Genomic DNA, 24,321 nt, shown 5'->3' on the forward strand with positions numbered 1-24,321 from the left:
ATTAAAATTTATATAAAATATACACTTCGTCATTACCAGGGTCAATTTTTCCTAAAAAACAGCTATAATTTAGGCTCATTGAATTCATAGTGTAATCGAAATACAAGCAAACAAAAAAACAATTTAAAGGTAATGTATGGAAATTTTGCATCCCCACATCCGTTTTGATATTACAGCTGCAACTCGTGTTCTTCCTGATTCTCCACCGGTTACGAATCTGGAAATTTTACAAAACTTCCCACGAACATCAGGTCACTCTTTATCCTTTTTAGAAAAATTTGCTGAAAAAATCGGTGAAGAATTTGGTTTTTATTCCCGTTATTGGTGCCATAAGCCTTGGGAGTCGTTAGATAATTCCAGGGAATTGACTGCTGAATCATTAGCCACTGAAGCAGTACAAAAATTGCTTGTGGATTATGACTCAAAAAAAATACATGCTCTTTTATTAGGCTCTACTACCAATAAACGATTTACGGGCTCACAAGCCGCAGCAGTACTTGGAAATTTAGGAATAGATGCCCTTGCTTATGATTTAAAAACCGGCTGCTCCACTTCTTTATCAACACTTCATCTTGCCTATGCCTTAATGGCTTTAGGTTATACTAATGTGATAGTCAGTTGTGCCGAAACTTTATCCAAAGTAATCGATCCTGGAAATGAAAAAACATGGATAGGATTAGCCGATGGTGCAGCAGCCTTGCTCATGGAAAAAAAAGAAAAGGGTGCATTCACTGTTGAAAAAACCTTTTTTTCTACTGATGGGAAATACGTTGAAGCTTTTACCACTCAAGGTGTTTTTCCACCTACTAAAGAGCAAATCGACACTATAGGCTATCATTTGATTGGTGATGAATCACTGATGAAAGAATTGGCCTATGCTAAGTACAAGCAAATACTGAATCATTTATTACCAACAGAAGAAGACAGAGAAAACATCACATGGATTATTCCTCATCAAGTGAATCGCAAATTAATTACTCAACTCCTTCAAGAGTACCAAATGAGTCATAAGGCAATTATTTGGGATTCAGATACGATTGGAAATATTGGCGGCGCTTCTGTTCTTTATTCGCTGGCAAGAGCAGTCGAGGAAAAAATTTTTGATAGGCCTGGAAAAATACTCATGATGAGTGTAGGAGGCGGTCTCTCTTATGCGGGACAAGTCCTGCAATTCCATAAGGATGTTTAATGAGTAAGGAGATTTTCAACTGCGTATCGCTAATTGATGCTGTTCATTACAGAGCCTCACATACACCAAAAAAAGTAAGTTGTACTTTTATAAATAGAAATCTAGAAGAAAAAATGACTTATGCTGAATTGGATGAACGGGCGAGAGCCATTGCAGCGCAATTACAAGTACAAGGAGCAAAACCTGGGGATAGGATCTTATTACTATTTTCTCCCGGACTTCACCTAATCCAAGCTTTTTTTGGCTGTCTTTACGCAGGTTGCATTGCTGTACCTATTTATCCTCCAGCCCAAGCCAAATTATTAGATAAAGCGCATCGCATTATCCGGAATGCAAAACCCGTATTGGTGATTATGATTGCTGATCATCTAGCGAAGTTTGCTACCCTGGATCACCAAGGAAAACCGTATTTAGATAAAGTTCCATGCTTAGCCATAGACAATATGAAACTGCAAATAAGTGCTTTTTGGCAACCGCCTTCTATTCGCGAACATCACATTGCTTTCCTACAGTACACATCAGGATCCACAATGCATCCAAAAGGAGTCATTATCACGCATAGCAATTTACTGGATAATATCCAAAAAATATACACTGCGTTTGAATTAAATGAAGAAACCATATCTTTCAGCTGGCTCCCTCCCCATCATGATATGGGATTAATAGGCTATATTTTGACTCCTATTTATGCGGGCATACCAACCTATCTGATGTCTCCTTTTTCTTTTTTACAAAATCCCCTTTCCTGGTTACAAAACATTAGCAAATACCGAGCAACCATAAGTGGCAGCCCCAATTTTGCTTACGATTATTGTGTGAAACGGATTAAGGAAGAAAAAAAACAAGGATTGGATTTAAGCTGCTGGCGAATTGCCTCGAATGGAGCAGAACCCATTAGAAAAGAAACATTAGAACATTTTTATCAGGCGTTTAAAAATTATGGGTTTCGCAAAGAAGCCTTTTACCCATGTTATGGTTTGGCTGAAGCTACATTATTAGTAACAGGAACTACTCCAGACACTCCCTACCGCTCGCTCCCCTTGGCTAAAGAACAATATCAGGATCATCGAGTCCATTTTTCTCAGGAGGAAAACTCACAGAGTCACAGTTTAGTCAGTTGTGGTCAATTTATTCAAACAGTAAAAATTGTGGATCCAGAAACACTTATGCTTTGTAATAACGATCAAATTGGTGAAATTTGGGTGCACAGTAACAGTGTAGCTCAGGGATACTGGCAACAAGATGAAGAAACACTCCAGGCATTTCATGGTAAAATTTCTAATGATCCAAGCAATCAATTGTATTTAAGAACCGGCGATTTGGGGTTTGTGCATGAAGAGGAACTCTATGTGACGGGTCGCATTAAAGATTTGATTATTCTCTATGGAAAAAACCATTATCCACAAGACATAGAGTATTCTATTCTCCATGCCCCAGTTCATGAGTCTCTAGGTAAATGCGCTGCTTTTGTCATTCAAACAGATCATGAATACGAACTCACTGTCATGTGTGAGATAAAAAACCGTTTCATGTCACCTGAAGAGCAAGATACCTTATTCAATACCATTTTTGAACTGGTTTATCAGACACATCAACTCGAAATTCATTATATTATTCTTATCCCGCTTAAAGCCATGCCGCATACAACCAGCGGTAAAATTCGTCGAAATTTCTGTCGAAAACATGTATTGGATAATACACTTCCTATAATAGCTACGTGGCGGTTGAATAAGGTTGAGGATTAAAAAAATGCAATTTCTAGCTCAAGATTCGCCAAATAAAATTGCACTAAGCGTTGAAAATCAGATTTTAAGCTTTGCTGAATTAGAAACAGCAGTCCACAAAATGTCGTTACAATTAAAAAAATTGCCCAAAGGTCTATTGGTTTTATATGCAACAGCACAACCTCTATTTGTGATTCAATTATTAGCTGCTTTACACATCGGAAAACCGATTGCACTCCTTACCCATCACGAATCAGAGCAGGAAAAACGAGTCATTTTAAGTACCAGCATGACCGTTGATGCACAAGGTGAGCTCCTGGAAATTCAAGAAAATAATCAGATAAAGCATCATCCTGAACTCGCTTTAGTACTCTTTACATCAGGGAGCACAGGCCAAATGAAAGCGGTACAGCTTTCTCTAAAAAATATCATTGCAAATTGTCATGCTGTCATTAATGCGCTGGAGTTTTCTCGAGTTGTCGATCAATTATTGTTTTTACCTTTATCGTACTCTTTTGGCCTTCTTGGGCAGTTACTCCCTGGGTTAAGCGCAGGAATAAAAACACAACTAATCACACAATTTACTGACATTAAAACAGTGTTTGAAACTCGCGCTATTCCGCAAATGTGGAGTGGGGTCCCTTCTCATTGGGTCGCGATTAATAAAATGGCAACACTTTTTCCAGAAGCAGCAGCAAAAATAAAAGCGATTGTCTCAGCTGGAGCTCCTTTGAGTATTATATTGCGTGACAGCTTAATGCATTCTTTTCCTAATGCAATAATTTATAATAATTATGGTCTCACAGAAGCCTCCCCACGCGTCCTGACTTACTCCAGCAAAGATCCATTGTTCCTTGAGGATTTTGCCGGTCATCCAGTTGGTGATTGGCAGATACGTTTATCTGCGAACAATGAGTTGCTCATTAAAGGCAGTCAACTCATGTTGGGTTATCTAGGTGAAGAAAAACAAAGCCGAATGCACGATGGTTGGTTTTATACTGGAGATTTGGCAGAGCAATTACCCTCAGGTTTGGTAGCAATTAAAGGACGATCGGATCACATCGTCAATATTGGTGGTGAAAAAGTTAATTTAATTGATATAGAGCATAAAATTTGCCAAATTAAAGAAATTAAAGAAGTGATTGTCATACCTGTTCCTGATGAATTGTACGGTATCCGTTTACTTGCGTGTCTGGAACGAGATGGATTCAGCACTACCACCACAGAACAAATGCTTTGTGAACAGTTAAAACACCATTTTTTACCTAGAAAACTTCCAATTAAAGTGCAATTATTGGATAAATTGCCACGTAATCAACACGGAAAACTTGATAGAAAAGCACTGCTTCTAAGCCCAAAGGAAAAAAAACATGCACACTGAACGAATTCGCAATACATTAGCAAAAATTGGACTTGCCTATCCATATCAAGATACATCCGCCTCACTAGAGCAAGGGGGTCTAGACAGCTTAATGTTAGCCTTACTCATTATCGAGTTAGAGCGAGAATTCAAAATTAAGATCCCTGTCATGCCTTTAGTAAAAGAGCATTATGAATCGATAAACAGTATTGAAAAACACTTAATTGAGCTGGGGGCACAATGAATATTTTGATTACTGGTGGATCATCAGATATAGCTCAAGCCATAGCCAAGCGACGACTGCAATTAGGCGACACGATTATCATTACCAGCTCCAGCAAGGAAAGTCTAAACAAAACCTTGGAACATTATAAACAACAAAAAATGCAGGTTCGTGGTTTGGTATATAATTTTTCCAATCCAGAGGCCAGTAAGGAAGAACTGCAAAATCTGCTGCAGAAACCTTTAGATGGTGTCATTCTCAACGCGTTTACACGGGTGAGCCAATTACGAAAATTACACGCGTTATCCTACCCTGCATTACGCACTTATATTGATGATAATTTGCATGGCAATATCTGGTTAATTCATCACTTATTACCGGCTTTATTAGCCAATAAATTTGGACGATTGATTCTGATTTCCAGCCTTTCTGCAATTACAGGAACCAGTCGGTATGGCGCTTATTGTGCAACCAAAGCAGCGCTCGAAGGATTATTTTTAAATCTTGCAGTTGATTACAGTGCCAACGATATTTTATCCAATATTGTGCGTGTTGGTTTGATTAAAACATCAAGAACTGAACAATTCTGGAAAAAGCCTGCTTATCAAGAAAAAATGGCACAAATTATTCCTCAAGGCATGATGGGAGAAACAACACAAATAGCAGAGGCCATGGATCCCTTATTATCAAGAACCTCATTTATGACAGGCTCTGTCATTACTGTTAGTGGAGGTTTACCGCTAATGCGTTCTGAAGGAATATTATCATCATGAATTTGTTACGTGCCGAAAAAGACATATACCTCAAGGGTCCTTTTACCGCGTTGCCTGAAAGGATTGTGAGTAATCAAGAGGTACTCAATTGGATGAATAGCACACAAAGCCCAACACTGGTCAGCTTTTCAACAGGAATTAGAAACAGACGCTGGGTCAATGAAAATCAGGCATGTAGTGATTTAGCTGTACTTGCGGCAGAAAAACTGTTTGCAGCAAAGCCGACCGAAAAGAATAAAATCAACCAAATTATTTTGGCAACTATATCAGGAGACTACCTTGCACCACCAACCAGTCCATTAGTACAACACCGACTTGGATTACAAAATACAGGGGCTTTTGATATTGGAGCAGCGTGTGCCGGTTTTGTAGTAGGTTTGCATACAAGTGCTGCTATTACTCAAGCAAGTATGGGTTCCATCTTATTAATCGCCAGCGAGATCCGCTCTAAGTTTTTAAATAAAAATAATTTTGCTACCAGTGTCCTCTTTGGCGATGGGGCAGCTGCTTGCGTTGTGTCTACCGATAAAAAAAATGCTGAATTTCGTTTTATTGCCTCCGCTTTATTTGCTGATGGCGAAGTCAGTGATACGGTATCTATTCCTGCAGGAGGTTCACGACTGCCTGCAGCACATTGCCAAAACCCAGAGTTGTTTTACATCACGATTAAAGAAAATACCGCTCTATTCGTCAAAGCAGTACATGGTATGGTTGATGGAGCAGAAGAATTCCTCAAAGCATTAAACCTTACTACTGCGGATATCCAATGGTTGGTCCCGCATCAAGGAAATAAAAATTTAGTTTTATCTGTTGCAAAACAATTAGGTTTTCCTGAGGAACGTATTGTTAAAACCGTGGAAGAAACCGGTAATACTTCTGGTACAAGTGTAGGTATTGCTCTAGATTTTCTTCGCGAACACGCCCCCATCAAAGCAAAAGATAAAGCGTTATTGGTTGCTGCAGGTGGAGGAGGTATCGCCGCTTGCGCACTTTTGGAAGTGATTTAATGCAGCCTGAGGTGCAGCAAAGCAGAACCCAGATTATTCACTCCCTACAGTTTATTCTTATTAAAAACTTAGCTTTGAACTAAACCAAAACTCAGCCAGAGGTGTTCCTTTGTAGTGTGCTAAATAAAAATTGAAAAATTCTTTTGCTGCCTTTTTTTTATTGCTTTGTAATAAACAAAGCAAATAAGTTTGTGCAATGATTTCTGACTGTGCATCACTGCCACCAATTTCAGTATGCCTGGAGATACAAGGGGTCATCAAATCATAGGCTGATTGAAAATCATTATTAACAAAAGCATGAATCCCTTTACTCAAAGGTAAGATAACGGAAAGCCACAGCGATTGACAGTATCCCTTCGCCAAAGTCTGAGCATAAGTTTCAATTGATTCTAAGGTTCTCTGAACTGCGTCCTCTTGACCTAAACGAGTTAGACAATATACATAATGGACCGTGTTAAAACCGGTATAATGCATAAAAGGATTGTCATCAAGATAACGCGCGAGAAGATTAAATTGCTCTAATTGCGGCAATCCTGCCATATCCAGACGCCATAATAATGAGATGGCATCTATTTGTTCGGTAATAATTTCTGGACATGTACCAAAAATAGCAGGATATAAATCCATTACCTTATCGCCTTGTCGTAATGCAAGGTAAAATAAAGCTAAGTGCCAACTGTTATGTCCTCGAAGAAGTGTTGAGATCTGTTCCCAGCTCCCTCGGAACGTTTCTAAAGCCGCTATCCCTTTTGCACTATTTTTTGTGTTAAGATAGATATGAGCCAGAGTATGATGCGCCCAAGGTGTAAGTGGTTCGATGGTCAATGCCTGTTCTGCCAAACGTTGCGCATCTGATATATGACCCGACAATTCCGCTGCAAAAGAATACATGGCTAAAAAGTGAGATTCATCCTGATTATGTGCTGCTATCTGTTCACAAAACTTCAAATAGTGATGACCTTTGTAAGCTTGCCCCGAACAATAAAATAACCATTCAGCAAACTTTGCTGCTAAAGTATCGCGCGGATATAAAGCTGTTAAAGCCGCTAAAATAGTTAAAGCACTTTCATATTCCAAATTCATCCAAGCTTTAACTGCCTGATAAGTTAATTTTTCTCTTAAATTAACCGAATGCAATAATTTTTCAGCATGCAATAAATGTTTTTTTGCTAAAGCAGTGGCTGGATCAGTCTGGCCATAAAGATAAAATGCAGCAGTATAAACTTGGAGGAGCAAATTATCAGGATTAGTTTTGACTGCATTTAAAATAAAATAAGGCTCCTTGCCCGCTCCTAAGACTTGTTGATGGAAGTGATTGATACTTTCTATAACCTGTACTGACTGAGTCGTTACTGATAAACCACGATTTGTTTCCATATTTTTCCCGACGAAGATTCGTCCTTCCTTCTTTTATTATATATCTTTTTAAAAAATAGAGTTAAAAACAACTTGGAAAAATAAGGCCATATGTATAATTTTATTGCATCAATAAGAGTCATCGAATAATCTAGTGACTCAAATAAAAAATGGACAAAAATATGAAGAGTCAAAAAGAATTATTCGAATTTTTATGTGAGTTAATTGATATTCAAATCAAAAAATATGTTTCATTAGCAAAATTTGGTGTTGGCCCAGATGCGCGTCTTAATGCAAAACTTGTGTTCGAAGAAGTGAATGAATTATTGACGTTTGCCGAAAAATTAATAGAAGACTTAGAAAACCCTCAACAGGTTTGCGCTGATCCAGAATATTTTAATGCTCTTTTTTATCAAACGAAATTTTATATTGAACAAGAATATGTAAGAGCTTATGCAGGATGGTTGCTTTCTGAAAATAACATTCACTCAGGAGTTAAAGGACGGGTAGAAGAGCAATTAAATCAACTCAAGCAAATAGGACAATCAGCCCAAATTGACTGTTCTATACCTTCCAAACCACTAACCGACGTACAAAAACAATGTGAGCATGACAGTAGCGCCATTGCTTTTCGTATTTTAGATTTGGCGAAAAACATCAAAGAAAATCCAGAAATGGAACTTCCAAGTAACATACCTCTACACGCACGGATTATATTAAAACAAAATGCTACAACTCGCTATTGTATAGAAGATTTTGCGAAACCCATCGAAGAACTACACAAAAAATATGATGATTTTTTACAGCAATCAACTCTTGAAAAAAGTAATAATGTGTTATTAAAAGAAGACGCTGAATTACATCAAAAAACTCATAAAGAGAAATGGGACAATTTATTTAAACGTTATGAACGCATTGAACCTTCTTCACAATTGTTCTCTCCTAATTACGAATGGCATAAGGTTGCCCTTCCTGAAAAAAAGAAGCCTGAAGCAAGCTATTGGTCACGAGAGCTTACGCTATTTGGTGGCATTGTTTTAACAGGCGCTGTAGCAATTTATATGCTTACGTCTTATTTCATGCAATTAGATGATGAGAATTCTTTAAATTCTACCTTAAAATTCTAATTAGAATTGTAGCCTGGGTGAGGGTGTAGCCGTAAACCCAGGTTTAGGATTTATTTATGAGAAAAGATGTCAAATCCATATGAGCAAAAATAAAAAAGGTTACGCCTGAGTAAACGCAAACAAATCTTTATAGGTATGAAAATTCATTGCATCCTCCTCAGTCACCGTTAAATTATATTCTTCGCTAAGAATAGCCAGTAACTCAACTATTTTTAAGGAATCTAAATACAAGTCTTCTATTAACGCAGTATCATTATGAATGTCTTCTGCTTTCGTACCTGATAATTTGGATATAATATTTTTTAATTCTGTCTCGGTAATTTTCACGAACAATACCTCTTAATGATCTCTTGAGGCCAGATAATACCATGAAGCTAAAGAACCTAACCCTAAAATAAGTAAGATTATAGCTAAAGAGAGTTGGCCATACCATGCACCTAGAGCAATAATCCCGCTCGACAAAGCTGCACTTAAGTCTTGCATGCATGCATATAAAGCTCCTACTGTTCCCGCCATATGAGGAAATGGATGAAAAGCGCCAGCAAAGGCATTGATAAAAGTAAACCCCATTCCCATGCTAAACAAAGACATAGGAATCATGATAGAGAGTACGTTCTGCAATCCTATAAGTGACAAAAACAGCATGGTCCCCCCCCCTATTACCATAAAGACAATTCCGATAAATACCATGTAGGACACACCTTTTTTCATCACCATTTGGCTGTTAATTATTCCGCTCACACAAATGGCGCCGGCAATAAAAATTGTCAATTGACCAAATTCTATAGGACTAAGCCCTAATGTATCCTGAAAAAGAAAAGGAGCAATCGCGAGATAACCAATTATACCTGCGGAAGCAAGACAGGCACACAATGCATAGCCTAAAAACACTTTAGATTGTAATAAGGAAAAGTAATTCTCACGCATTACTCTGAATTGAGTTGCATGAGGATTAAGGTTTTTATTTGTTTCCGGAAGAGTGCATAATGCTAAGATCCATATAACAATACCAAATACGAGTAAAAATAAAAAATTGATACGCCATCCAAAATGCACCTGGATATATCCCCCGAGAACGGGAGATGCCACCATAATAAAAACGCTCACAATCCCTACATAAGAACCTATCTTAGATAAAACTCTGTCAGTAAAAAGATCGCGAACTAGAGAGCGCCCTACTGAACCACAACATCCAATGCCAAATCCCTGAATAAAACGACCAATAATCAAAACTAAAACAGAGGGAGCGAGAAAACAGCATAAGCTGCCTAAGATACTTAGACCGACACCAAACATAAGAGGTGGTTTACGGCCAATTTTATCCGATAAAGGACCATAAAATACGTGGGAAATACCCAAGCCCAGCATAAAAAGAGATAACGTTAATTGAATGGATGCTTCATTACTGCGAAACTCTTTAGTAATGGCGGGTAATGAAGGAATATACAGATCCGTAGTCATCTGCATCAATATCATGAGCATTAAAATAACAAAAATCAGCAAAGGTTGTAACGAAACGTGTTGTACATCATTTTTTTTGTGCATCAAAAAGCCCTTTTTAACCTGGATTCATGACCTAATCCAAACTCCATCCATGAGTGAAATCACGCCATACATAGCCCTAAAATAATCAAACAACAAATAAAACCAATAAACCAAGTAGTTGATCGTAAGGAAGCCCTATCCATTAAATAAAAATAGCTATAAATAACCCTGGAAATGATAAAAATAATAGCCAAAATTTGAATTGTTATTCCGATATGATGAGTGGCTATTGCGGTTAATGTAGCAGTCGCAAAGACAAGCAATGCCTCAAAACTGTTTTGATGGGCTGCGACTGCTCGCGCACCCATTCCTTGTAATCTTGCCTGTTGAGCTCTTGGATAATGATTATCATATTTCCCTTCTTTTTGCATAAAATTAGCCACAACAAGCTTGAGAAGATAAGGGAACAATATCGCAATGAATAAACAAATAATTAAAGTGGTCATAGGTAATTTTTTCCTGCTAGTAATGGCTCACATCATCTATAAAAATCATAGTCTGAGTGGAGCGAAGCGAAACCCGGGGTTACAAAAAACTTAAAAAAGGCGTCACTCCCATTAATGGGAGTGTGACCCTAGGGTAAATCTAAGCATAATAGCGAGAATATTAACTCAGTACAATGACTCTATACTTCCTCTATCCAATAGGGAAAATAGTACTTTCTACCAATTAATTTCTTCTGTTATGATGAATTTATCAAGTTGTTATCATTTAAGGATTGGTCTTATGGTGCAAGATGGGTCAAAAAAAAAATCGAAAGGACATATTGTTTTATCATCACATCCATCTGGGCATACTGCTGCGCCGTTAAAAATAAAATGGGGAGCAGAAAACCCTAAAGAACGCGGTCCTGTAATCGCTTCTCTTACGAATATAAAAAATCGCAATGCCGTCGGCACACACTCTGGCTCATATTCAGTTTATCGAGCACTGGCAGTTGCTGCTGGAGTGTTAGATCCCGAGCATGTACCAGACCTTACTGATACTACACCCCCTGTAGCCATAGGCCCACATCCACAATGGAACGATACACAGAAAATCGTCTCCATGGATCCCTGGGGACATCTGGTTGCTAGTGTATTTTCGGAAGAAATTCAAGCAGGATATGATATTCGCCCTACAATAGCAGTTACCAAAGCACATATTAATATTCCTGAATTGCATACAGCCATCCAAAAAGGCCGCCTCAAACCTGATGGAAAAATATTAAAAGAATCAGGTGATGTCGCAGTCACTAAAGTCGCTGTGGAACCAGTCTGGTATTTACCTGGAATTGCTGCACGCTTTGAAGTTTCAGAGTCACTTTTACGTCGTACCTTATTTGAGCAAACAGCTGGAATGTTCCCTGAATTGGTAACCCGCTCTGACCTCGATGTTTTTTTACCCCCTATAGGTGGCTTAACCGCCTATTTTTTTGGCGACGTAACCACCATCCACAACCCCCAAATTGAGCTTACTTGTCGTATTCATGATGAATGCAATGGTTCGGATGTATTTGGCTCCGATATTTGTACCTGTCGACCCTATTTGGTACATGGAATTGAATTATCTATTGAGTCTGCCCAGAAAGGTGGGGCTGGCTTGATTGTTTATAATCGAAAAGAGGGAAGAGCTTTAGGAGAAGTGACCAAATTTTTGGTCTATAATGCCCGCAAAAGGCAAAAAGGTGGAGATACTGCTGCTAAATACTTTGAAAGAACTGAGTGCGTCGCGGGAGTCCAGGATATGCGTTTCCAAGAACTGATGTCGGATATTTTACATTGGCTTGGCATTACCAAAATTCATCGTTTTGTTTCCATGTCCAATATGAAATATGATGCCTTACTCAAATCAGGAATTCATGTTATAGAACGAGTAACCATTCCTGATGAACTCATTCCTCTTGATGCACAAGTAGAAATGAATGCCAAACGTGCGGCAGGCTATTATTCACCTGATCGAATCGTTGATATTAATGAATTGGCGAAAACCAAAGGACGTGATCTTAATGAGTAATAAACAAGAAATTGCCCGAGTATTAGCGACATTAAGGGATCTGCGCACTATACGCGTTCGCTCCCAAGCTATTTTAGAACGAGTCAAACAAGACCAATCAGCATACTTTTTCTTAGATCTGGAGAAAATGACCAGAACAGCCTCATTTGTTATTGAAGTCATTCAGGATAATTATCCAAATCTTGATATTCCCTATCACAGTCGTTGGCGTCATTTTGAAGCTGGGAATATTAATCGAATAAAAAAAATGCAAGAACAATTGGGTACCTTATCTGCACTTGAATGGGGTAAAATTCTTTACGAACTGGTTATCATTAGTGTATTCCTAGATGCGGGCGCTGGCCAATACTGGCGCTATAAAGAGTCTGAAACAGGAGTTGAATATTCGCGCTCTGAAGGCCTCGCTCTTGCAAGCTTATCTCTTTATCAAAAAGGGATGTTTAGTGCTCATCCATCCCAACCATTGAGAGTGGATGCTGAACGTTTATTGGCTTTTAATGAAACCGAGCTACGTGATATTTTTCAAGTCACTGCTAGAAATCCTTTAGAGGCTCTTTCTGGACGAGTCGCATTACTGAATCGACTCGGTACATTAATACAACAGGACGAGCATCATTTTGAAAAAGAAAGGCGCTTAGGTAACTTTTATACATACATGAGTTCTTTAGCATCAAATACCACACTTACTGCATCTCAGATTTTTCATGAGGTGCTTGATACATTTAATGAAATATGGCCAACAAGACTGCTATATCATGGAGTCCCGCTTGGAGATGTGTGGCAATATAATGCATTAAAATCAAATGAATCTGGATCGGAATACATTCCATTTCATAAATTATCCCAATGGTTAACTTATTCTTTGATTGAACCCCTGGAACAAGCAGGAATTACAGTGACTCATGTGGAAGAACTAACTGGTTTGCCAGAATATCGAAATGGTGGTTTACTCATCGATTGTGGATTGCTGCAAATTAAAAATAAGAAAATTCTGGAAAAAGCACTCCCAATCGATGCAGAGGCGATTGTGGAATGGCGTGCATTAACCATTGCGCTATTGGACGAATTAGCCGTATTAATCAGGAAAAAACTGCAAAAAAATACCATAGAACTTCCTTTGGCTAAAATTTTGCAAGGAGGTACTTGGGAAGCAGGACGACGAATTGCCAAACAAAAACGTTCCCAAGGTATGCCACCGATACAGATTATTAGTGATGGCACAGTTTTTTAATTTAACACAAGCTTGGGTGAAGCGAAGCGGAACCCGGGAAATCTGTGATAGGAAACCCGGGCTCCGTCTCGCTTCACCCAGGCTACATTTTTTCACATAAAATTGCTGTTTGGAGTTAAAATGAATAATCAACACATTGTTGTAGTACAGCATCCATTAATTCAGCATAAGTTAACCATTATGCGTCGAAAAGATACCAGTACGGTTAAGTTTCGCACTTTGATGCATGAGATCAGTATGCTGCTCGCCTATGAAGTTACTCGTGATTTGGAAATGGAATATGAAGAAATCGAAACACCTCTAGCCATAATGCAATCACCCGTTTTAAAAGGTAAAAAAATGGTTTTTGTTTCAATTTTGCGCGCTGGGAATGGTTTAGTCGATGGCATGTTACAACTTGTACCCACAGCAAGAATTGGTCATATTGGCTTGTACCGTGATCCTAAAACTCTGGAAGCTGTTGAATACTATATTAAGCTCCCAGAACATACTCGAGATCGTGATGTGATTGTAGTTGATCCGATGTTGGCAACAGGAAATTCAGCAATTGCTGCAGTCAAGGAAATTAAGGCAATCGAGCCTAAATCAATCAAATTTCTCTGCATGCTTGCTTCTCCAGAGGGAATAGCATCATTTCATGAAGAGCATCCAGATGTTCCAATTTTCACAGCAGCCATAGACCAGCAGCTCAATGAAAAAGGTTATATTATTCCAGGATTAGGTGATGCAGGAGACAGACTTTATGGTACAAAACTGGAGTTTTAGTCACTAAATATTAAGTAAATATACAAGAGCTTCCTCAGTGTAAGAAGCAAATTTTGTTGAAATATTGGATTTGCAGTGTTAATATTGAACATTGTGTCCGGTATTATATAAAGGATATTTTAATGTCATCAAATGAATCTGCAGCAATACTTTCACCTCTAGCAGTAAATAAAAAGTATTCATGGACAAAACATGATACCGTTTGGATGTTAAGTCTTTACGGTACTGCTGTAGGCGCCGGAACCCTTTTTCTGCCAATAGATGCTGGACTTAATGGGATTTGGCCCTTAATTATAATGGCTGTACTTGCCTTTCCTATGACTTATTTTTCACATAGGGCTCTCTGCCGCTTTGTTTTATCAGGCTCTTCTACTCAGAATGACATTACCGATGTAGTTGAAGAACATTTTGGTATCTTTACAGGAAGGATATTGACCGGTTTATATTTTTTTGCAATTTATCCCATCCTATTAATGTATAGCATAGCAATTACTAATACTACTGAAAGTTTTCTTGTGAATCAGTTAGGTATGTCCGCCCCCCCAAGAGTACTTTTATCCATAATACTTATCCTTGCACTCATGGCTATAGTGCGTTTTGGACAGGAAATAATTGTCAAATCAATGTCTTTATTGGTTTATCCTTTTGCAACCATATTATTATTTTTATCTATTTATTTAATTCCCAACTGGAATAATGCCATTTTACAACAAAGCAATTCATTGCATGCTAATGGAGGGCATGGACTGTTAATGACCATGTGGCTAATCATTCCAGTCATGGTATTTTCTTTTAATCATTCGCCAATTATTTCTTCTTTTGCTGTTAATCAAAAACAGCAACATGGAATTGATGCAGAGAATAATAGTGCAGTGATTATGCGCTACAGCCATTTACTCATGGTCTTTTCAGTGATGTTCTTTGTATTCAGTTGCGTTTTTAGTCTTTCACCTCAAGACCTTTTGCAAGCGAAACAACAAAACATTTCTATCCTGTCTTATCTAGCAAATCATTTTAAAACACCTCTGATTGCGTACATCGCTCCTATTATTGCCTTTATTGCGATTTCCAAATCCTTTTTAGGCCATTATTTAGGTGCCAAAGAAGGTTTGAGCAGCATTATTGTAAACATGTTAAAACCAACAGGAAAAACAATAAGCCAATACAAACTGCAACGCGTCATTGAAATTTTTATGGTTATTACGTGCTGGATTGTAGCCACTATAAATCCCAACATCTTAAAAATGATAGAAACTCTGGGTGGACCCATTATAGCTATCCTATTGTTTGTTATGCCTATGTATGCAATTGCCAAAATTCCAGCAATGAAAAAATATAAAACGGATCGTGTAAGTAATGTATTCACAACAATAATGGGCATTATCGCTATCTCAGCAATATTGTATGGTTTGCTGTAAACAGAGCGCTGTCTGAGCGAAGCACAGCAAAACCCAGGAAAACCCAATCATTCCCGGATTTCGCTGTACTTCATCCCTACTAGACACAAGTATAACGCTTTAATTCCTATTTTCATTACTACCAAAATATGAAACAATTTATAACAGTTTTTATTCAGTACTATTTCGATGCACGTTGAATTTCACCACATACCTATAGAAAACATTCAAGCGGGGCAATATCAACCCAGACAAGATTTTAATGACACCACATTAAAAGAACTTGCTCAATCAATTGCATCACAAGGTTTAATCGAACCTCTAATCGTCAGATCAATTGCAAAACAGCGTTATGAAATTATCGCAGGCGAAAGAAGATGGCGCGCTGCCAAAATAGCGGGATTACAAACTGTCCCTTGCCTCGTCGGAAATTATAGTGATAAACAAGCATGCGCCCTCACTCTAATAGAAAATATTCAACGAGAAGATTTAAACTTGATTGAAGAAGCAAGCGCTTATCGACGTTTGATTGATGAATTTAATTATTATCAAGATGAAATAGCTGCTTTAGTAGGGAAATCACGCAGCCATATTGCCAATATTATTCGTTTATTGAGTTTAAGTGAAAAAATAAAAGATTTAATTCGCAATAAAACATTATCATTTGGTCATGCGCGAGTTCTTATAGGGTTAGAACCAACCCAACAGGAGTATTTAGCGAAACAAGCCATAGCGCAACAATGGTCAGTAAGACAGCTAGAACATGCAGTAAAAATACAAAAAAATAAAGACCCTTCTCCGCCGCAAAATGCAAAAAGAGATCGAGACATTGAGCGGCTACAATCAGTATTAGGAGAACAATTAGGTGCTCCAGTTCAAATAATAAACGATAATGGTGATGGCGGATGGTTACAAGTTAAATTTTTTGATAATGATACGCTTGCGGGACTTTTGGAGCGACTAGGCTTGCGATATGATTAGCGATGGTTATTAATTTTCTATTCGGTATATGATAAAACAAAAGGAACAACATCAATGAAAAGGACGTTTACTGGCGCATTTTTATTGGCATTATCCACACTATCATATGGTATCAGTATTCAAGGCGAAGTAGATAAATTAATTAGCCGTATTAATCCAAAAGTTAATCTTGGAGTTGTCGTTCTTGACCTCACTTCTGGACAAACGCTCTATCGCCGCAATGCTGGACGTTTGTATATCCCTGCAAGCAACATGAAGCTTTTTTCTGAAGCAGCTGCATTAATGATACTTGGCCCAGATTATCGTTTCGAAAATCGATTAAGTATGAGTGCAGGAACAATACAACAGGGAATACTCCAAGGAAATGTATATGTGCAACTAAGTGGTGATCCTTCATTTAATCGTAATGATTTAAAAGCACTGCTTTCCTCATTGAAGGAATGGAATATCAATACCATTCAAGGTAATGTATACATCGATAGCAGCCTCGCACAAGTTGATCCCTATCCTCCTGGCTGGCTCGCTACCGATTTATCCTATAGCTATGGCGCACCAAATGCCCCAGTCATGGTTGACTCCAATCGTTTGACTGTTACCGTAAATCCAGGAGCTCAAGCTGGAGACCCTGCGATTGTTGAAGTAGACGATGGTGGTGGTGCTATCGCATTAAATAATCAGGCAACAACAAAACCTAATGCCAAAGGTTGTGGCGTGGGCTTTAATTTAGATCAAGACAATCATTTAACTGTTCGTGGTTGTGTCGGAGTTGGTCAATGGGCAGTACAACAACGTTTGGCTATAAAAAATCCTTTAATGTATGCTCAAAGCATGATCAAAACTCAATTGAAAAAAGACAATATTCAACTCAATGGCCAGGTACAATTAGGAGAAACTCCAGAGGGTTCTTTATTAATTGCAACACAACACTCTAAACCTGTATCACAACTGATGGCAGATACTTTAAAACCATCTGATAATCTCTATGCAGACAGCTTGTATTTGCATGCAGCAAAACAACTCACAGGTGCATCAGTCAATTGGCGAGATGCTGAACCCTTGATTAAGAATTTTTTACAATCACAGACAGGAATCGATTTTACTAATGCGATTTTTACGGACGGGTCAGGCTTATCACGCTATAGTTTAGTTACTCCAGAGCAAACCATCTCACTATTAAAATTTTTATATCAACGTTTTCCTTTATCTTATGAATACATATCCGCATTACCTATATCCGGACGGGATGGAACCTTGCAAAAAAGATTCCGTATCCCTACACAACAGGGTTTTGTTCGTGCTAAAACAGGTACTATGACTGGAATAAATAGTCTTTCAGGATATTTATATACTGCCAATGGCCATACTTTGGCGTTTGCAATGTATGTCAACAGACAGCCAGGTAAAACCTCTGGACCTGGACGTCCTGTATTGGATGCTTTATGCACTTATTTCTTGCAAAAGAATCCAGACAGCAATAGTTTAAGTCGAATTTTTTCACCTCATCAACGTATTAGTTTCCAATCAAATCCTACCCAAGCCGACAAACAAAAAGCACATCAGGCTAAATGGAGGCGTTTGGAATCTGCAATACGAACTGCTTTGAGAGGCCAACCTGTAAATATAATATATCGAGGCAATGAACTTATAGTAACCGATAACCAGGCTGATCCTGAGAAGGTATGGACCGCACTACAATCCGTGGTAAAAAAATATCCTTTTGGAGTGATGTTATCTTCCAAGATTCTATCGATTAATCCTTCAGGTAGTCCTTCCCTACTCTGGGTGCAAGCAGATACTCCCAATCAGGTGCAAAGAACATGGAGTATTCGTGAGGCAGCTTAGGAATGCATCGCGGTGAAACAAAATAAACTCGGAAGTTTAAAGGTAAACCACTATGGGGTTTCAATGAATTCATTTTTTAAAATTGTTCTACTTATTTTTTGCTTTATTCATTCTGCATATACAGCACCTAGCTTTTTAACAATTAGTGATATCCATTACGGCAGCAATAACTTATCACGTGATGGAGAAGATACCGGTACAGAATTTCTGAAAATCACTATGAAAAAATATGAAAAATTAAGCAAAAAAGTGGACTTTATTCTTTGTTTAGGTGACTTACCCACACATTCTTTATTTAACACACCGAAAAAAGGAGAATTCGAAAAAACGGTATTTGATCAATTATATGAAAACGATAAAGAGTTAAAGCCTATTTTTTATATTACTGGGAATAATGATTCCTTACTTGGTAATTATCAACCCTTTGAGTCAAATGGTGTTTCTCCCTTAAAGTTTGCTACGAATTGGGATGGTGCCTGTGCTCATTGTAAAGGGTTAATTATTGATGGCAGGCATATGCATCACGATGGGTATTATTCCAGTTATGTGATACCAGGTAATAAAAAAATTATTTTGATCGCCCTAAATGCCACTCAATGGACAAATACTCCCCTGCTTGCAAAATATCCAAACCAGAAACACGATGCTTTAATCCAGCTTTCTTGGCTGAATCAGCAATTAAAAAAACATCATGCCAAACAACTATTAATCGCCATGCATGAACCACCCGGAACTTCATATCAAGGGAAACCTATTTGGCATAAAGCTTACTTGCAGAAATTTATAAAAATATTAAATAACAACAAAAAATCATATGGAGAAATTACTCTCCTCACATCGCACACACATATGGATGAGATCAGAAAAATCCATCTAGATGATGGGAGCAATGTCTATGCCTTTTCTACGCCAGCGATTAGTCGTATCCATCATAACTACCCGGGTATGAAAATTTTTACCATGGATAATAATCTGAAAATTAAAAATTTTACTACTTATTATACGAGCAATCTCAATAGTTGGAAAAACCAGCAATACCAGGCACTCCACTCACCAAGCGCTATTTTTCCGCATTGTCATCACAAAATATTATCGCAGTGCCTTAATACATTAAATACTGAACAAGTATGTAATCACTTAGATAAAGGTTTGTTTTATGGGGTAAAGAGTTCCAAAGTGCCACGTCATGAATGCAACACAATATATAAAGTATCTACTCATTGACAAATCTGTAAATCAATTCTAACTTTGGTATCAGTTATCATTAAAGGACCCAAATATGAAACCACTTTATACAGCAACAGCACGTACACATGGTGGCCGAAATGGCCATATAGAAACTTCCGATGGATTATTAAGACTGGACCTTGCGAAACCAAAAGAATTAGGCGGCCAAGGTGGTGGTACAAATCCGGAAGAATTATTTGCTGCAGGTTATTCCGCGTGTTTTGAGAGCGCTATGCGCCATATTGCCAGCTTACAGAACATTCCTCTGCAAGATGCCTCAATTCTTTCTCAAGTCTCCTTATATACCACACCCGAAAAAGGATATAAGCTTGGTGTTGAAATGCATGCTCATGTTGTGGGTTTAAGTCAAAAAGATGCAGAAGATTTAGTGGCCCAAGCGCATCAAGTTTGCCCCTATTCTAATGCAATTCGCGGCAATATGGATGTGGAATTTAAAGTTAGTGTCGAATAAAATATTTTGAATGAAGCAAGGTCTTTTGGTTGCTTCATTCAAAATGTTATTTTAATCAGATTGCTAGCTGTTTCTGCGGGAATTTTATGTTGGTTGGTTTGATAGTTCCTGATAATATAAACTTATTTTTAAAAATTCTCTATGAAAAACAATCAATTTGATCTTATTGTACTAGGTGGAGGCAGCGGCGGCATTGCCAGTGCTGTTCGAGCTGCTAAATATGGTGCCAAAGTTGCAGTAGTAGAACCCAGCTTTTTGGGTGGTACCTGTGTTAACTTAGGTTGCGTCCCCAAAAAAGTTATGTTCAATGCATCCATGATTAATGAAATGATGCATCATGCGCCTGAATATAGTTTTTCACACACATCGCCAACCCTTGATTGGAGTACTCTGGTTAATAAGCGTAATGCCTATATACAGCGACTCAGAGAAAACTATGCAAAGCGTTTTACTCAGTTTAATATCACTTTAATTCAAGGTACTGGCGCGTTCTATGATGCACATTCAATCAAAGTAAATGATATTCTTTATCAGGCACAACATATTATCATTGCAACAGGCGGCGAACCTTCTCAACCAACAATTCATGGGGGGCAACATGCGATTGATTCAGATGGCTTCTTTGCCTTGACCAAGCAACCTGAAAAAGTGGCAATTATCGGGAGCGGATATATCGGGGTAGAGTTAGCGGGAGTATTAAACAGTTTAGGCAGTGAAACTCATCTATTAATGAGAGGCACGCGGCCATTATCCCGCTTTGACAATGTCCTGGGAGATACCTTAATGGAAATCATGCAACAACAAGGTATTCATATCCACCAAAATCATAAAGCAAAAGAGATAAATTTACATAGTGATGGCAGAAAATCTATAGTATGCTCCAGCGGTTCAATTCTTCAGGATATCGACGTAATTATTACTGCAGTGGGAAGAAAACCAAGAACGTCTGAATTAAACCTGGAGAAGGTAAGTGTTACTACTAATGAACAGGGATTGATTTTGGTCGATGCTTTTCAAAATACCAGTACTCAAGGTATTTATGCTCTAGGTGATGTGACGAATGCGCCACCCCTTACTCCTGTAGCAATTGCTGCAGGACGACGTTTGGCAGATCGTCTGTTTGGTCAGCAACCAGACGCGTGCCTTAACTATGACAATATCTGCACCGTAGTCTTTAGTCATCCACCTGTAGGAACAGTTGGACTTAGTGAACAAGCAGCCATTGAGCAACATGGTAAGGATCAAATTAAAATTTATCAAACCCGTTTTACACCAATGTTTAATGCATTTGCTGACGTAAAAACACCTACAGTCATGAAACTGGTTACTCTAGGAAAAGAAGAGAAAATTATTGGTTTGCACGTCATCGGATTAGGGGCTGATGAAATGCTGCAAGGTTTTGGTGTGGCAGTAAAAATGGGAGCCTGTAAAAATGATTTTGATAATACAGTTGCCATTCATCCCACAAGCGCAGAAGAATTCGTTACTATGGTTTAAATAAATATGAATGATGCCATTCGCAGTTTTCAAGGTAAATCTCCTTCGATGGGTCAACGAGTCTATGTTGATCCTAAGTCAGTAATCATCGGTGATGTATCTTTGGGTGATGATGTATCTGTTTGGCCGATGGCTGTTCTGCGTGGAGATGTAAACTCAATTAAAATAGGCAATGCCTGCAGCATTCAAGATGGTGCAGTTTTGCACGTTACTCATGATGGACCTTATACTTCAGGCGGACAACCATTAATTTTAGGCCAAGGAATTACAATTGGACATCAAGCTGTATTACATGGTTGCATCGTTGATGACTTCTGTCTTATTGGTATGGGAGCATTAATTTTAGATGCTGTACATGTTCAGCATCATGTAATGGTTGGTGCAGGGACATTAGTCACCCCAGGAAAAATTCTGGAAAGTGGCTATTTATATCTTGGAAACCCTGCTAAAGCAATCAGGAAATTAACAGATCAAGAACTCGAGATGTTAGAATACTCGGCACAACATTATGTGCGGCTCAAAGATAAACATTTGGCATCATTGTAGCTTGGTAGAAAATTGTAGTGATGCCATGAAGAGGCTGTCTGAAATTAAAGCTGAATTTGTTGATAACGCCACTCTAAAACATCGTGACAATCCGATAAATTATACAAACTGGTTTACTTTCCCCTTTATATATTTGCTTGAAAATTTTTGATAATAGGGAAATAGATTACTAACTTAGTTATATGATTTTCATAATTTTTTCAAAGATATTAAGAATCGTATCCTTTTGGACAAAGAAAAACCTACCTTTTATCATAAGAAAACCAAACAACAGTCGCATTTATTCTGATACATCAAATAATCAGTATAAATACCAAACATATTTCATTTTCTATTTCCCTTACCATAGTGCGACTTAATTTAAATTTCAGAGAGTAGGTTTTGTGGATAACTCATAGGATCCAACTTCTTGCTTTGGCGGTTTCATGATGCCATATGTTCTAAGCAACTCACCTTGATTCACTTCAGGATCCACAGAACGCTCAAATTGATTTAGTTGTTGTTCCATAAGTTCTATAAGGCGTTGTAAACGAGCACTTTTTTCAGCCAACTCTAATTGCATTAACTTAACCTCTTGTATCCCACCTTCTAGCTCCACAAGCCTTTTTTCAATCATTATATACTCCTTATACTTTTTAAAAATATTTTTTAATCATCAATCACTCCTTGGCTATAAAAATATTTTTTACATGATATTCTCAAGCCTGAAAATCAGGTGAATACTAACAATTATTGAATCATAACTCGAGTCACTTCAGGAATTTTCATGATTAAATCTTCCGTATATGCGCTAGAAGGTGTTTGAAAACCAATTGGAGCATTTTCTGATAGAATGTGTTGTACAATCATCAGTGTGGATAAAGCGGTCAGGGTATAACCATTAGGCGTAGTCATCAGTGCAGCAATTTTTTTTCCTGCTTCATTGCTTACTTCACCATAGATTTTTACAACTGAATTTTGTCTTTGCTTCTCAGTAGGGCCAGCGGGTAATTGATTAATTTTATGCATTATATATTTTTTAATTGGAGCCCACCCCAGAACTTTTTTAATAGGATTAATAAGACTTCTAAGTTGAATTATCTTTTTAGGCAATGCCATATATATTTCTATATGAGGAATCTGAGTAGACCACCATGCTGACGCCAAATCTCCCCATGAAATGGTGGCACATAAGAGTTTCTTTGAGATGCCAAAATCAAAAAATTGGGTTTTCCAGCAGAAAGGAACTTTTTTTAAAGCTCCATCATCACGAATCAGAGTACCTTCAGGAATATCTTCCATCATTGTTTTAGCAGTTCCGTGTGAAATAGTTAAACCATTACCTTTATTAAATGTTCCAATAGCAAGAACTAAATGGTTCGCATCAGGCAAACATTGCTTTAAATAAGCAGCCAAACAATCGCTAGGTACTACATCAAATCCAGATCCAGGTAATAACATAATGCCGGCTGCTTGAGCTTGTTCATTCATTTTCATCAGTTGCTCTATTACTCTGACTTCACCGGTAATGTCCACGTAATGAGTTTTTACAGCAAGACAAGCTAATACCATGTTTCTATAGGTATATTTGAATGGGCCAGCACAATGAATTACGGCGATAAGATCTTTCAGAGCATTTTTAGTTTGTTCCAGATCATTAACATCAAACACTCTATATTCCAAATTTAGCGTATTGGCTTGAAGCTTTAATTTTTCTTTATCTCTGCCTGCTAATACCGGTTTTAATCCTTGCTGCACACTTAATTGAGTAATTAAATTACCGGTATATCCATATGAGCCATAAATTAAGAAATTTTCTTTCATCAACTCCATCCGAATGATTTTTAATTCAGTGTAGCTCGAGAATTGGTCTTTATCGAGATAAGTTATTCTTTTATTACAATTAGAACAAAAAAACAGAAAACCTAAAAGAAATACAAAAAGAAGACTAAGAATCTGAAAATTGGCAATTAGCAAATAAAATACTGAACAAGCAATTTATGTTAAAAAAAAAGCGGCTTTGAAGCCGCTTTCTAAGAATAAAACCCTGGCGATGACCTACTTTCACATGAGGAGACCTCACAC

Annotated in this window: 23 protein-coding genes; 17 read left to right on the top strand and 6 right to left on the bottom strand. The window is 37.9% G+C overall.

The window, feature by feature from the left end; all coding sequences use genetic code 11:
- The first annotated feature begins 136 nt into the window (after nt 1-136).
- The 6 genes from Ltuc_RS10885 to Ltuc_RS10910 are packed head-to-tail and all read left to right on the top strand — an operon-like array spanning nt 137 to nt 6,276.
- Nucleotides 137-1,189, top strand: coding sequence for a 3-oxoacyl-ACP synthase III family protein (locus Ltuc_RS10885; protein ID WP_058521284.1), 1,053 nt, complete (start codon nt 137-139; stop codon nt 1,187-1,189).
- Nucleotides 1,189-2,934 (top strand): fatty acyl-AMP ligase, encoded by a 1,746-nt coding sequence (locus Ltuc_RS10890; RefSeq protein ID WP_058521285.1) that lies wholly within the window; start codon nt 1,189-1,191, stop codon nt 2,932-2,934. Before Ltuc_RS10885 ends, Ltuc_RS10890 begins: the two co-directional genes overlap by 1 nt.
- A gap of 4 nt (nt 2,935-2,938) precedes the next feature.
- Nucleotides 2,939-4,294: a class I adenylate-forming enzyme family protein gene (locus Ltuc_RS10895; protein WP_058521286.1), complete on the top strand. Its 1,356-nt coding sequence runs from the start codon at nt 2,939-2,941 to the stop codon at nt 4,292-4,294.
- The gene (locus tag Ltuc_RS10900; RefSeq protein WP_058521287.1) at nt 4,284-4,517 is read left to right on the top strand and encodes an acyl carrier protein; all 234 of its coding nucleotides are present in this window, start codon (nt 4,284-4,286) and stop codon (nt 4,515-4,517) included. The genes Ltuc_RS10895 and Ltuc_RS10900 overlap by 11 nt, the downstream gene beginning before the upstream one ends.
- The gene (locus Ltuc_RS10905) at nt 4,514-5,269 is read left to right on the top strand and encodes an SDR family NAD(P)-dependent oxidoreductase (RefSeq protein WP_058521288.1); all 756 of its coding nucleotides are present in this window, start codon (nt 4,514-4,516) and stop codon (nt 5,267-5,269) included. The genes Ltuc_RS10900 and Ltuc_RS10905 overlap by 4 nt, the downstream gene beginning before the upstream one ends.
- A complete protein-coding gene (locus Ltuc_RS10910) occupies nt 5,266-6,276 on the top strand; it encodes a 3-oxoacyl-ACP synthase III family protein (protein WP_058521289.1) in 1,011 nt (336 codons plus the stop codon). Before Ltuc_RS10905 ends, Ltuc_RS10910 begins: the two co-directional genes overlap by 4 nt.
- Nucleotides 6,277-6,336: 60 nt before the next feature.
- Here the strand turns inward: Ltuc_RS10910 and Ltuc_RS10915 are convergent, their stop codons facing one another.
- Nucleotides 6,337-7,653 carry a tetratricopeptide repeat protein gene (locus Ltuc_RS10915; RefSeq protein ID WP_058521290.1) on the bottom strand — a complete coding sequence of 439 codons (1,317 nt, stop codon included), beginning with the start codon at nt 7,651-7,653 and terminating at the stop codon, nt 6,337-6,339.
- A gap of 161 nt (nt 7,654-7,814) precedes the next feature.
- On the opposite strand from Ltuc_RS10915, the gene Ltuc_RS10920 reads away from it, so the two are divergent.
- Nucleotides 7,815-8,759, top strand: coding sequence for a hypothetical protein (locus Ltuc_RS10920; protein WP_058521291.1), 945 nt, complete (start codon nt 7,815-7,817; stop codon nt 8,757-8,759).
- 99 nt (nt 8,760-8,858) lie between these two features.
- Here Ltuc_RS10920 and Ltuc_RS10925 read toward each other — a convergent pair whose 3' ends face one another.
- From Ltuc_RS10925 to Ltuc_RS10935, 3 genes are read right to left on the bottom strand one after another with little or no spacing between them, the layout of a single operon-like run.
- Nucleotides 8,859-9,086: an acyl carrier protein gene (locus Ltuc_RS10925; protein ID WP_058521292.1), complete on the bottom strand. Its 228-nt coding sequence runs from the start codon at nt 9,084-9,086 to the stop codon at nt 8,859-8,861.
- A 12-nt stretch (nt 9,087-9,098) separates the two neighbouring features.
- The gene (locus Ltuc_RS10930) at nt 9,099-10,304 is read right to left on the bottom strand and encodes a multidrug effflux MFS transporter (RefSeq protein WP_058521293.1); all 1,206 of its coding nucleotides are present in this window, start codon (nt 10,302-10,304) and stop codon (nt 9,099-9,101) included.
- Between the two features lie 59 nt (nt 10,305-10,363).
- Entirely contained in the window at nt 10,364-10,750 is a 387-nt protein-coding gene (locus Ltuc_RS10935; RefSeq protein WP_058521294.1) for an MAPEG family protein, read from the bottom strand.
- 280 nt (nt 10,751-11,030) lie between these two features.
- Here Ltuc_RS10935 and Ltuc_RS10940 point away from each other — a divergent pair, with 280 nt between their 5' ends.
- The 10 genes from Ltuc_RS10940 to Ltuc_RS10985 all read left to right on the top strand — a co-directional run bounded on the left by Ltuc_RS10940 (nt 11,031) and on the right by Ltuc_RS10985 (nt 22,257).
- Nucleotides 11,031-12,299 (top strand): GTP cyclohydrolase II, encoded by a 1,269-nt coding sequence (locus tag Ltuc_RS10940; RefSeq protein ID WP_058521295.1) that lies wholly within the window; start codon nt 11,031-11,033, stop codon nt 12,297-12,299.
- Entirely contained in the window at nt 12,292-13,530 is a 1,239-nt protein-coding gene (locus Ltuc_RS10945) for a URC4/urg3 family protein (protein WP_058521296.1), read from the top strand. Before Ltuc_RS10940 ends, Ltuc_RS10945 begins: the two co-directional genes overlap by 8 nt.
- A 120-nt stretch (nt 13,531-13,650) precedes the next feature.
- A complete protein-coding gene (gene upp / locus Ltuc_RS10950; RefSeq protein ID WP_058521297.1) occupies nt 13,651-14,295 on the top strand; it encodes a uracil phosphoribosyltransferase in 645 nt (214 codons plus the stop codon).
- A 122-nt stretch (nt 14,296-14,417) separates the two neighbouring features.
- The gene (locus Ltuc_RS10955; protein ID WP_058521298.1) at nt 14,418-15,713 is read left to right on the top strand and encodes a serine/threonine transporter; all 1,296 of its coding nucleotides are present in this window, start codon (nt 14,418-14,420) and stop codon (nt 15,711-15,713) included.
- 168 nt (nt 15,714-15,881) lie between these two features.
- Entirely contained in the window at nt 15,882-16,673 is a 792-nt protein-coding gene (locus tag Ltuc_RS10960) for a ParB/RepB/Spo0J family partition protein (RefSeq protein ID WP_058521299.1), read from the top strand.
- A 54-nt stretch (nt 16,674-16,727) separates the two neighbouring features.
- Nucleotides 16,728-18,515 carry a D-alanyl-D-alanine carboxypeptidase/D-alanyl-D-alanine endopeptidase gene (gene dacB / locus Ltuc_RS10965; RefSeq protein ID WP_058521300.1) on the top strand — a complete coding sequence of 596 codons (1,788 nt, stop codon included), beginning with the start codon at nt 16,728-16,730 and terminating at the stop codon, nt 18,513-18,515.
- A 63-nt stretch (nt 18,516-18,578) separates the two neighbouring features.
- The gene (locus Ltuc_RS10970; protein ID WP_058521301.1) at nt 18,579-19,739 is read left to right on the top strand and encodes a metallophosphoesterase; all 1,161 of its coding nucleotides are present in this window, start codon (nt 18,579-18,581) and stop codon (nt 19,737-19,739) included.
- Nucleotides 19,740-19,794: 55 nt separating this feature from the next.
- Nucleotides 19,795-20,214, top strand: a complete 420-nt coding sequence (locus Ltuc_RS10975; RefSeq protein WP_058521302.1) for an organic hydroperoxide resistance protein — start codon at nt 19,795-19,797, stop codon at nt 20,212-20,214.
- A gap of 141 nt (nt 20,215-20,355) precedes the next feature.
- On the top strand, nt 20,356-21,711 hold the full coding sequence (gorA, locus tag Ltuc_RS10980) for a glutathione-disulfide reductase (protein WP_058521303.1): 1,356 nt from the start codon (nt 20,356-20,358) through the stop codon (nt 21,709-21,711).
- Between the two features lie 6 nt (nt 21,712-21,717).
- Nucleotides 21,718-22,257 carry a gamma carbonic anhydrase family protein gene (locus Ltuc_RS10985; RefSeq protein ID WP_058521304.1) on the top strand — a complete coding sequence of 180 codons (540 nt, stop codon included), beginning with the start codon at nt 21,718-21,720 and terminating at the stop codon, nt 22,255-22,257.
- 367 nt (nt 22,258-22,624) lie between these two features.
- Here Ltuc_RS10985 and Ltuc_RS10990 read toward each other — a convergent pair whose 3' ends face one another.
- The gene (locus Ltuc_RS10990) at nt 22,625-22,873 is read right to left on the bottom strand and encodes a hypothetical protein (protein WP_058521305.1); all 249 of its coding nucleotides are present in this window, start codon (nt 22,871-22,873) and stop codon (nt 22,625-22,627) included.
- 113 nt (nt 22,874-22,986) lie between these two features.
- Complete coding sequence (locus tag Ltuc_RS10995) at nt 22,987-24,060, bottom strand: saccharopine dehydrogenase family protein (protein ID WP_058521306.1); 1,074 nt, start codon at nt 24,058-24,060, stop codon at nt 22,987-22,989.
- Nucleotides 24,061-24,321: the final 261 nt, after the last annotated feature.

The sequence above is a fragment of the Legionella tucsonensis genome (assembly GCF_001468035.1).
GTDB classification, from domain to species: Bacteria; Pseudomonadota; Gammaproteobacteria; order Legionellales; family Legionellaceae; genus Legionella; species Legionella tucsonensis.

Coding starts and splice junctions, on each gene's coding strand:
- Ltuc_RS10885 (WP_058521284.1), top strand. CDS start 137: ATGGAAATTTTGCATCCCCACATCCGTTTTGATATTACAGCTGCAACT.
- Ltuc_RS10890 (WP_058521285.1), top strand. CDS start 1,189: ATGAGTAAGGAGATTTTCAACTGCGTATCGCTAATTGATGCTGTTCAT.
- Ltuc_RS10895 (WP_058521286.1), top strand. CDS start 2,939: ATGCAATTTCTAGCTCAAGATTCGCCAAATAAAATTGCACTAAGCGTT.
- Ltuc_RS10900 (WP_058521287.1), top strand. CDS start 4,284: ATGCACACTGAACGAATTCGCAATACATTAGCAAAAATTGGACTTGCC.
- Ltuc_RS10905 (WP_058521288.1), top strand. CDS start 4,514: ATGAATATTTTGATTACTGGTGGATCATCAGATATAGCTCAAGCCATA.
- Ltuc_RS10910 (WP_058521289.1), top strand. CDS start 5,266: ATGAATTTGTTACGTGCCGAAAAAGACATATACCTCAAGGGTCCTTTT.
- Ltuc_RS10915 (WP_058521290.1), bottom strand. CDS start 7,653: ATGGAAACAAATCGTGGTTTATCAGTAACGACTCAGTCAGTACAGGTT.
- Ltuc_RS10920 (WP_058521291.1), top strand. CDS start 7,815: ATGAAGAGTCAAAAAGAATTATTCGAATTTTTATGTGAGTTAATTGAT.
- Ltuc_RS10930 (WP_058521293.1), bottom strand. CDS start 10,304: ATGCACAAAAAAAATGATGTACAACACGTTTCGTTACAACCTTTGCTG.
- Ltuc_RS10935 (WP_058521294.1), bottom strand. CDS start 10,750: ATGACCACTTTAATTATTTGTTTATTCATTGCGATATTGTTCCCTTAT.
- Ltuc_RS10940 (WP_058521295.1), top strand. CDS start 11,031: ATGGTGCAAGATGGGTCAAAAAAAAAATCGAAAGGACATATTGTTTTA.
- Ltuc_RS10945 (WP_058521296.1), top strand. CDS start 12,292: ATGAGTAATAAACAAGAAATTGCCCGAGTATTAGCGACATTAAGGGAT.
- upp (WP_058521297.1), top strand. CDS start 13,651: ATGAATAATCAACACATTGTTGTAGTACAGCATCCATTAATTCAGCAT.
- Ltuc_RS10955 (WP_058521298.1), top strand. CDS start 14,418: ATGTCATCAAATGAATCTGCAGCAATACTTTCACCTCTAGCAGTAAAT.
- Ltuc_RS10960 (WP_058521299.1), top strand. CDS start 15,882: ATGCACGTTGAATTTCACCACATACCTATAGAAAACATTCAAGCGGGG.
- dacB (WP_058521300.1), top strand. CDS start 16,728: ATGAAAAGGACGTTTACTGGCGCATTTTTATTGGCATTATCCACACTA.
- Ltuc_RS10970 (WP_058521301.1), top strand. CDS start 18,579: ATGAATTCATTTTTTAAAATTGTTCTACTTATTTTTTGCTTTATTCAT.
- Ltuc_RS10975 (WP_058521302.1), top strand. CDS start 19,795: ATGAAACCACTTTATACAGCAACAGCACGTACACATGGTGGCCGAAAT.
- gorA (WP_058521303.1), top strand. CDS start 20,356: ATGAAAAACAATCAATTTGATCTTATTGTACTAGGTGGAGGCAGCGGC.
- Ltuc_RS10985 (WP_058521304.1), top strand. CDS start 21,718: ATGAATGATGCCATTCGCAGTTTTCAAGGTAAATCTCCTTCGATGGGT.
- Ltuc_RS10990 (WP_058521305.1), bottom strand. CDS start 22,873: ATGATTGAAAAAAGGCTTGTGGAGCTAGAAGGTGGGATACAAGAGGTT.
- Ltuc_RS10995 (WP_058521306.1), bottom strand. CDS start 24,060: ATGAAAGAAAATTTCTTAATTTATGGCTCATATGGATATACCGGTAAT.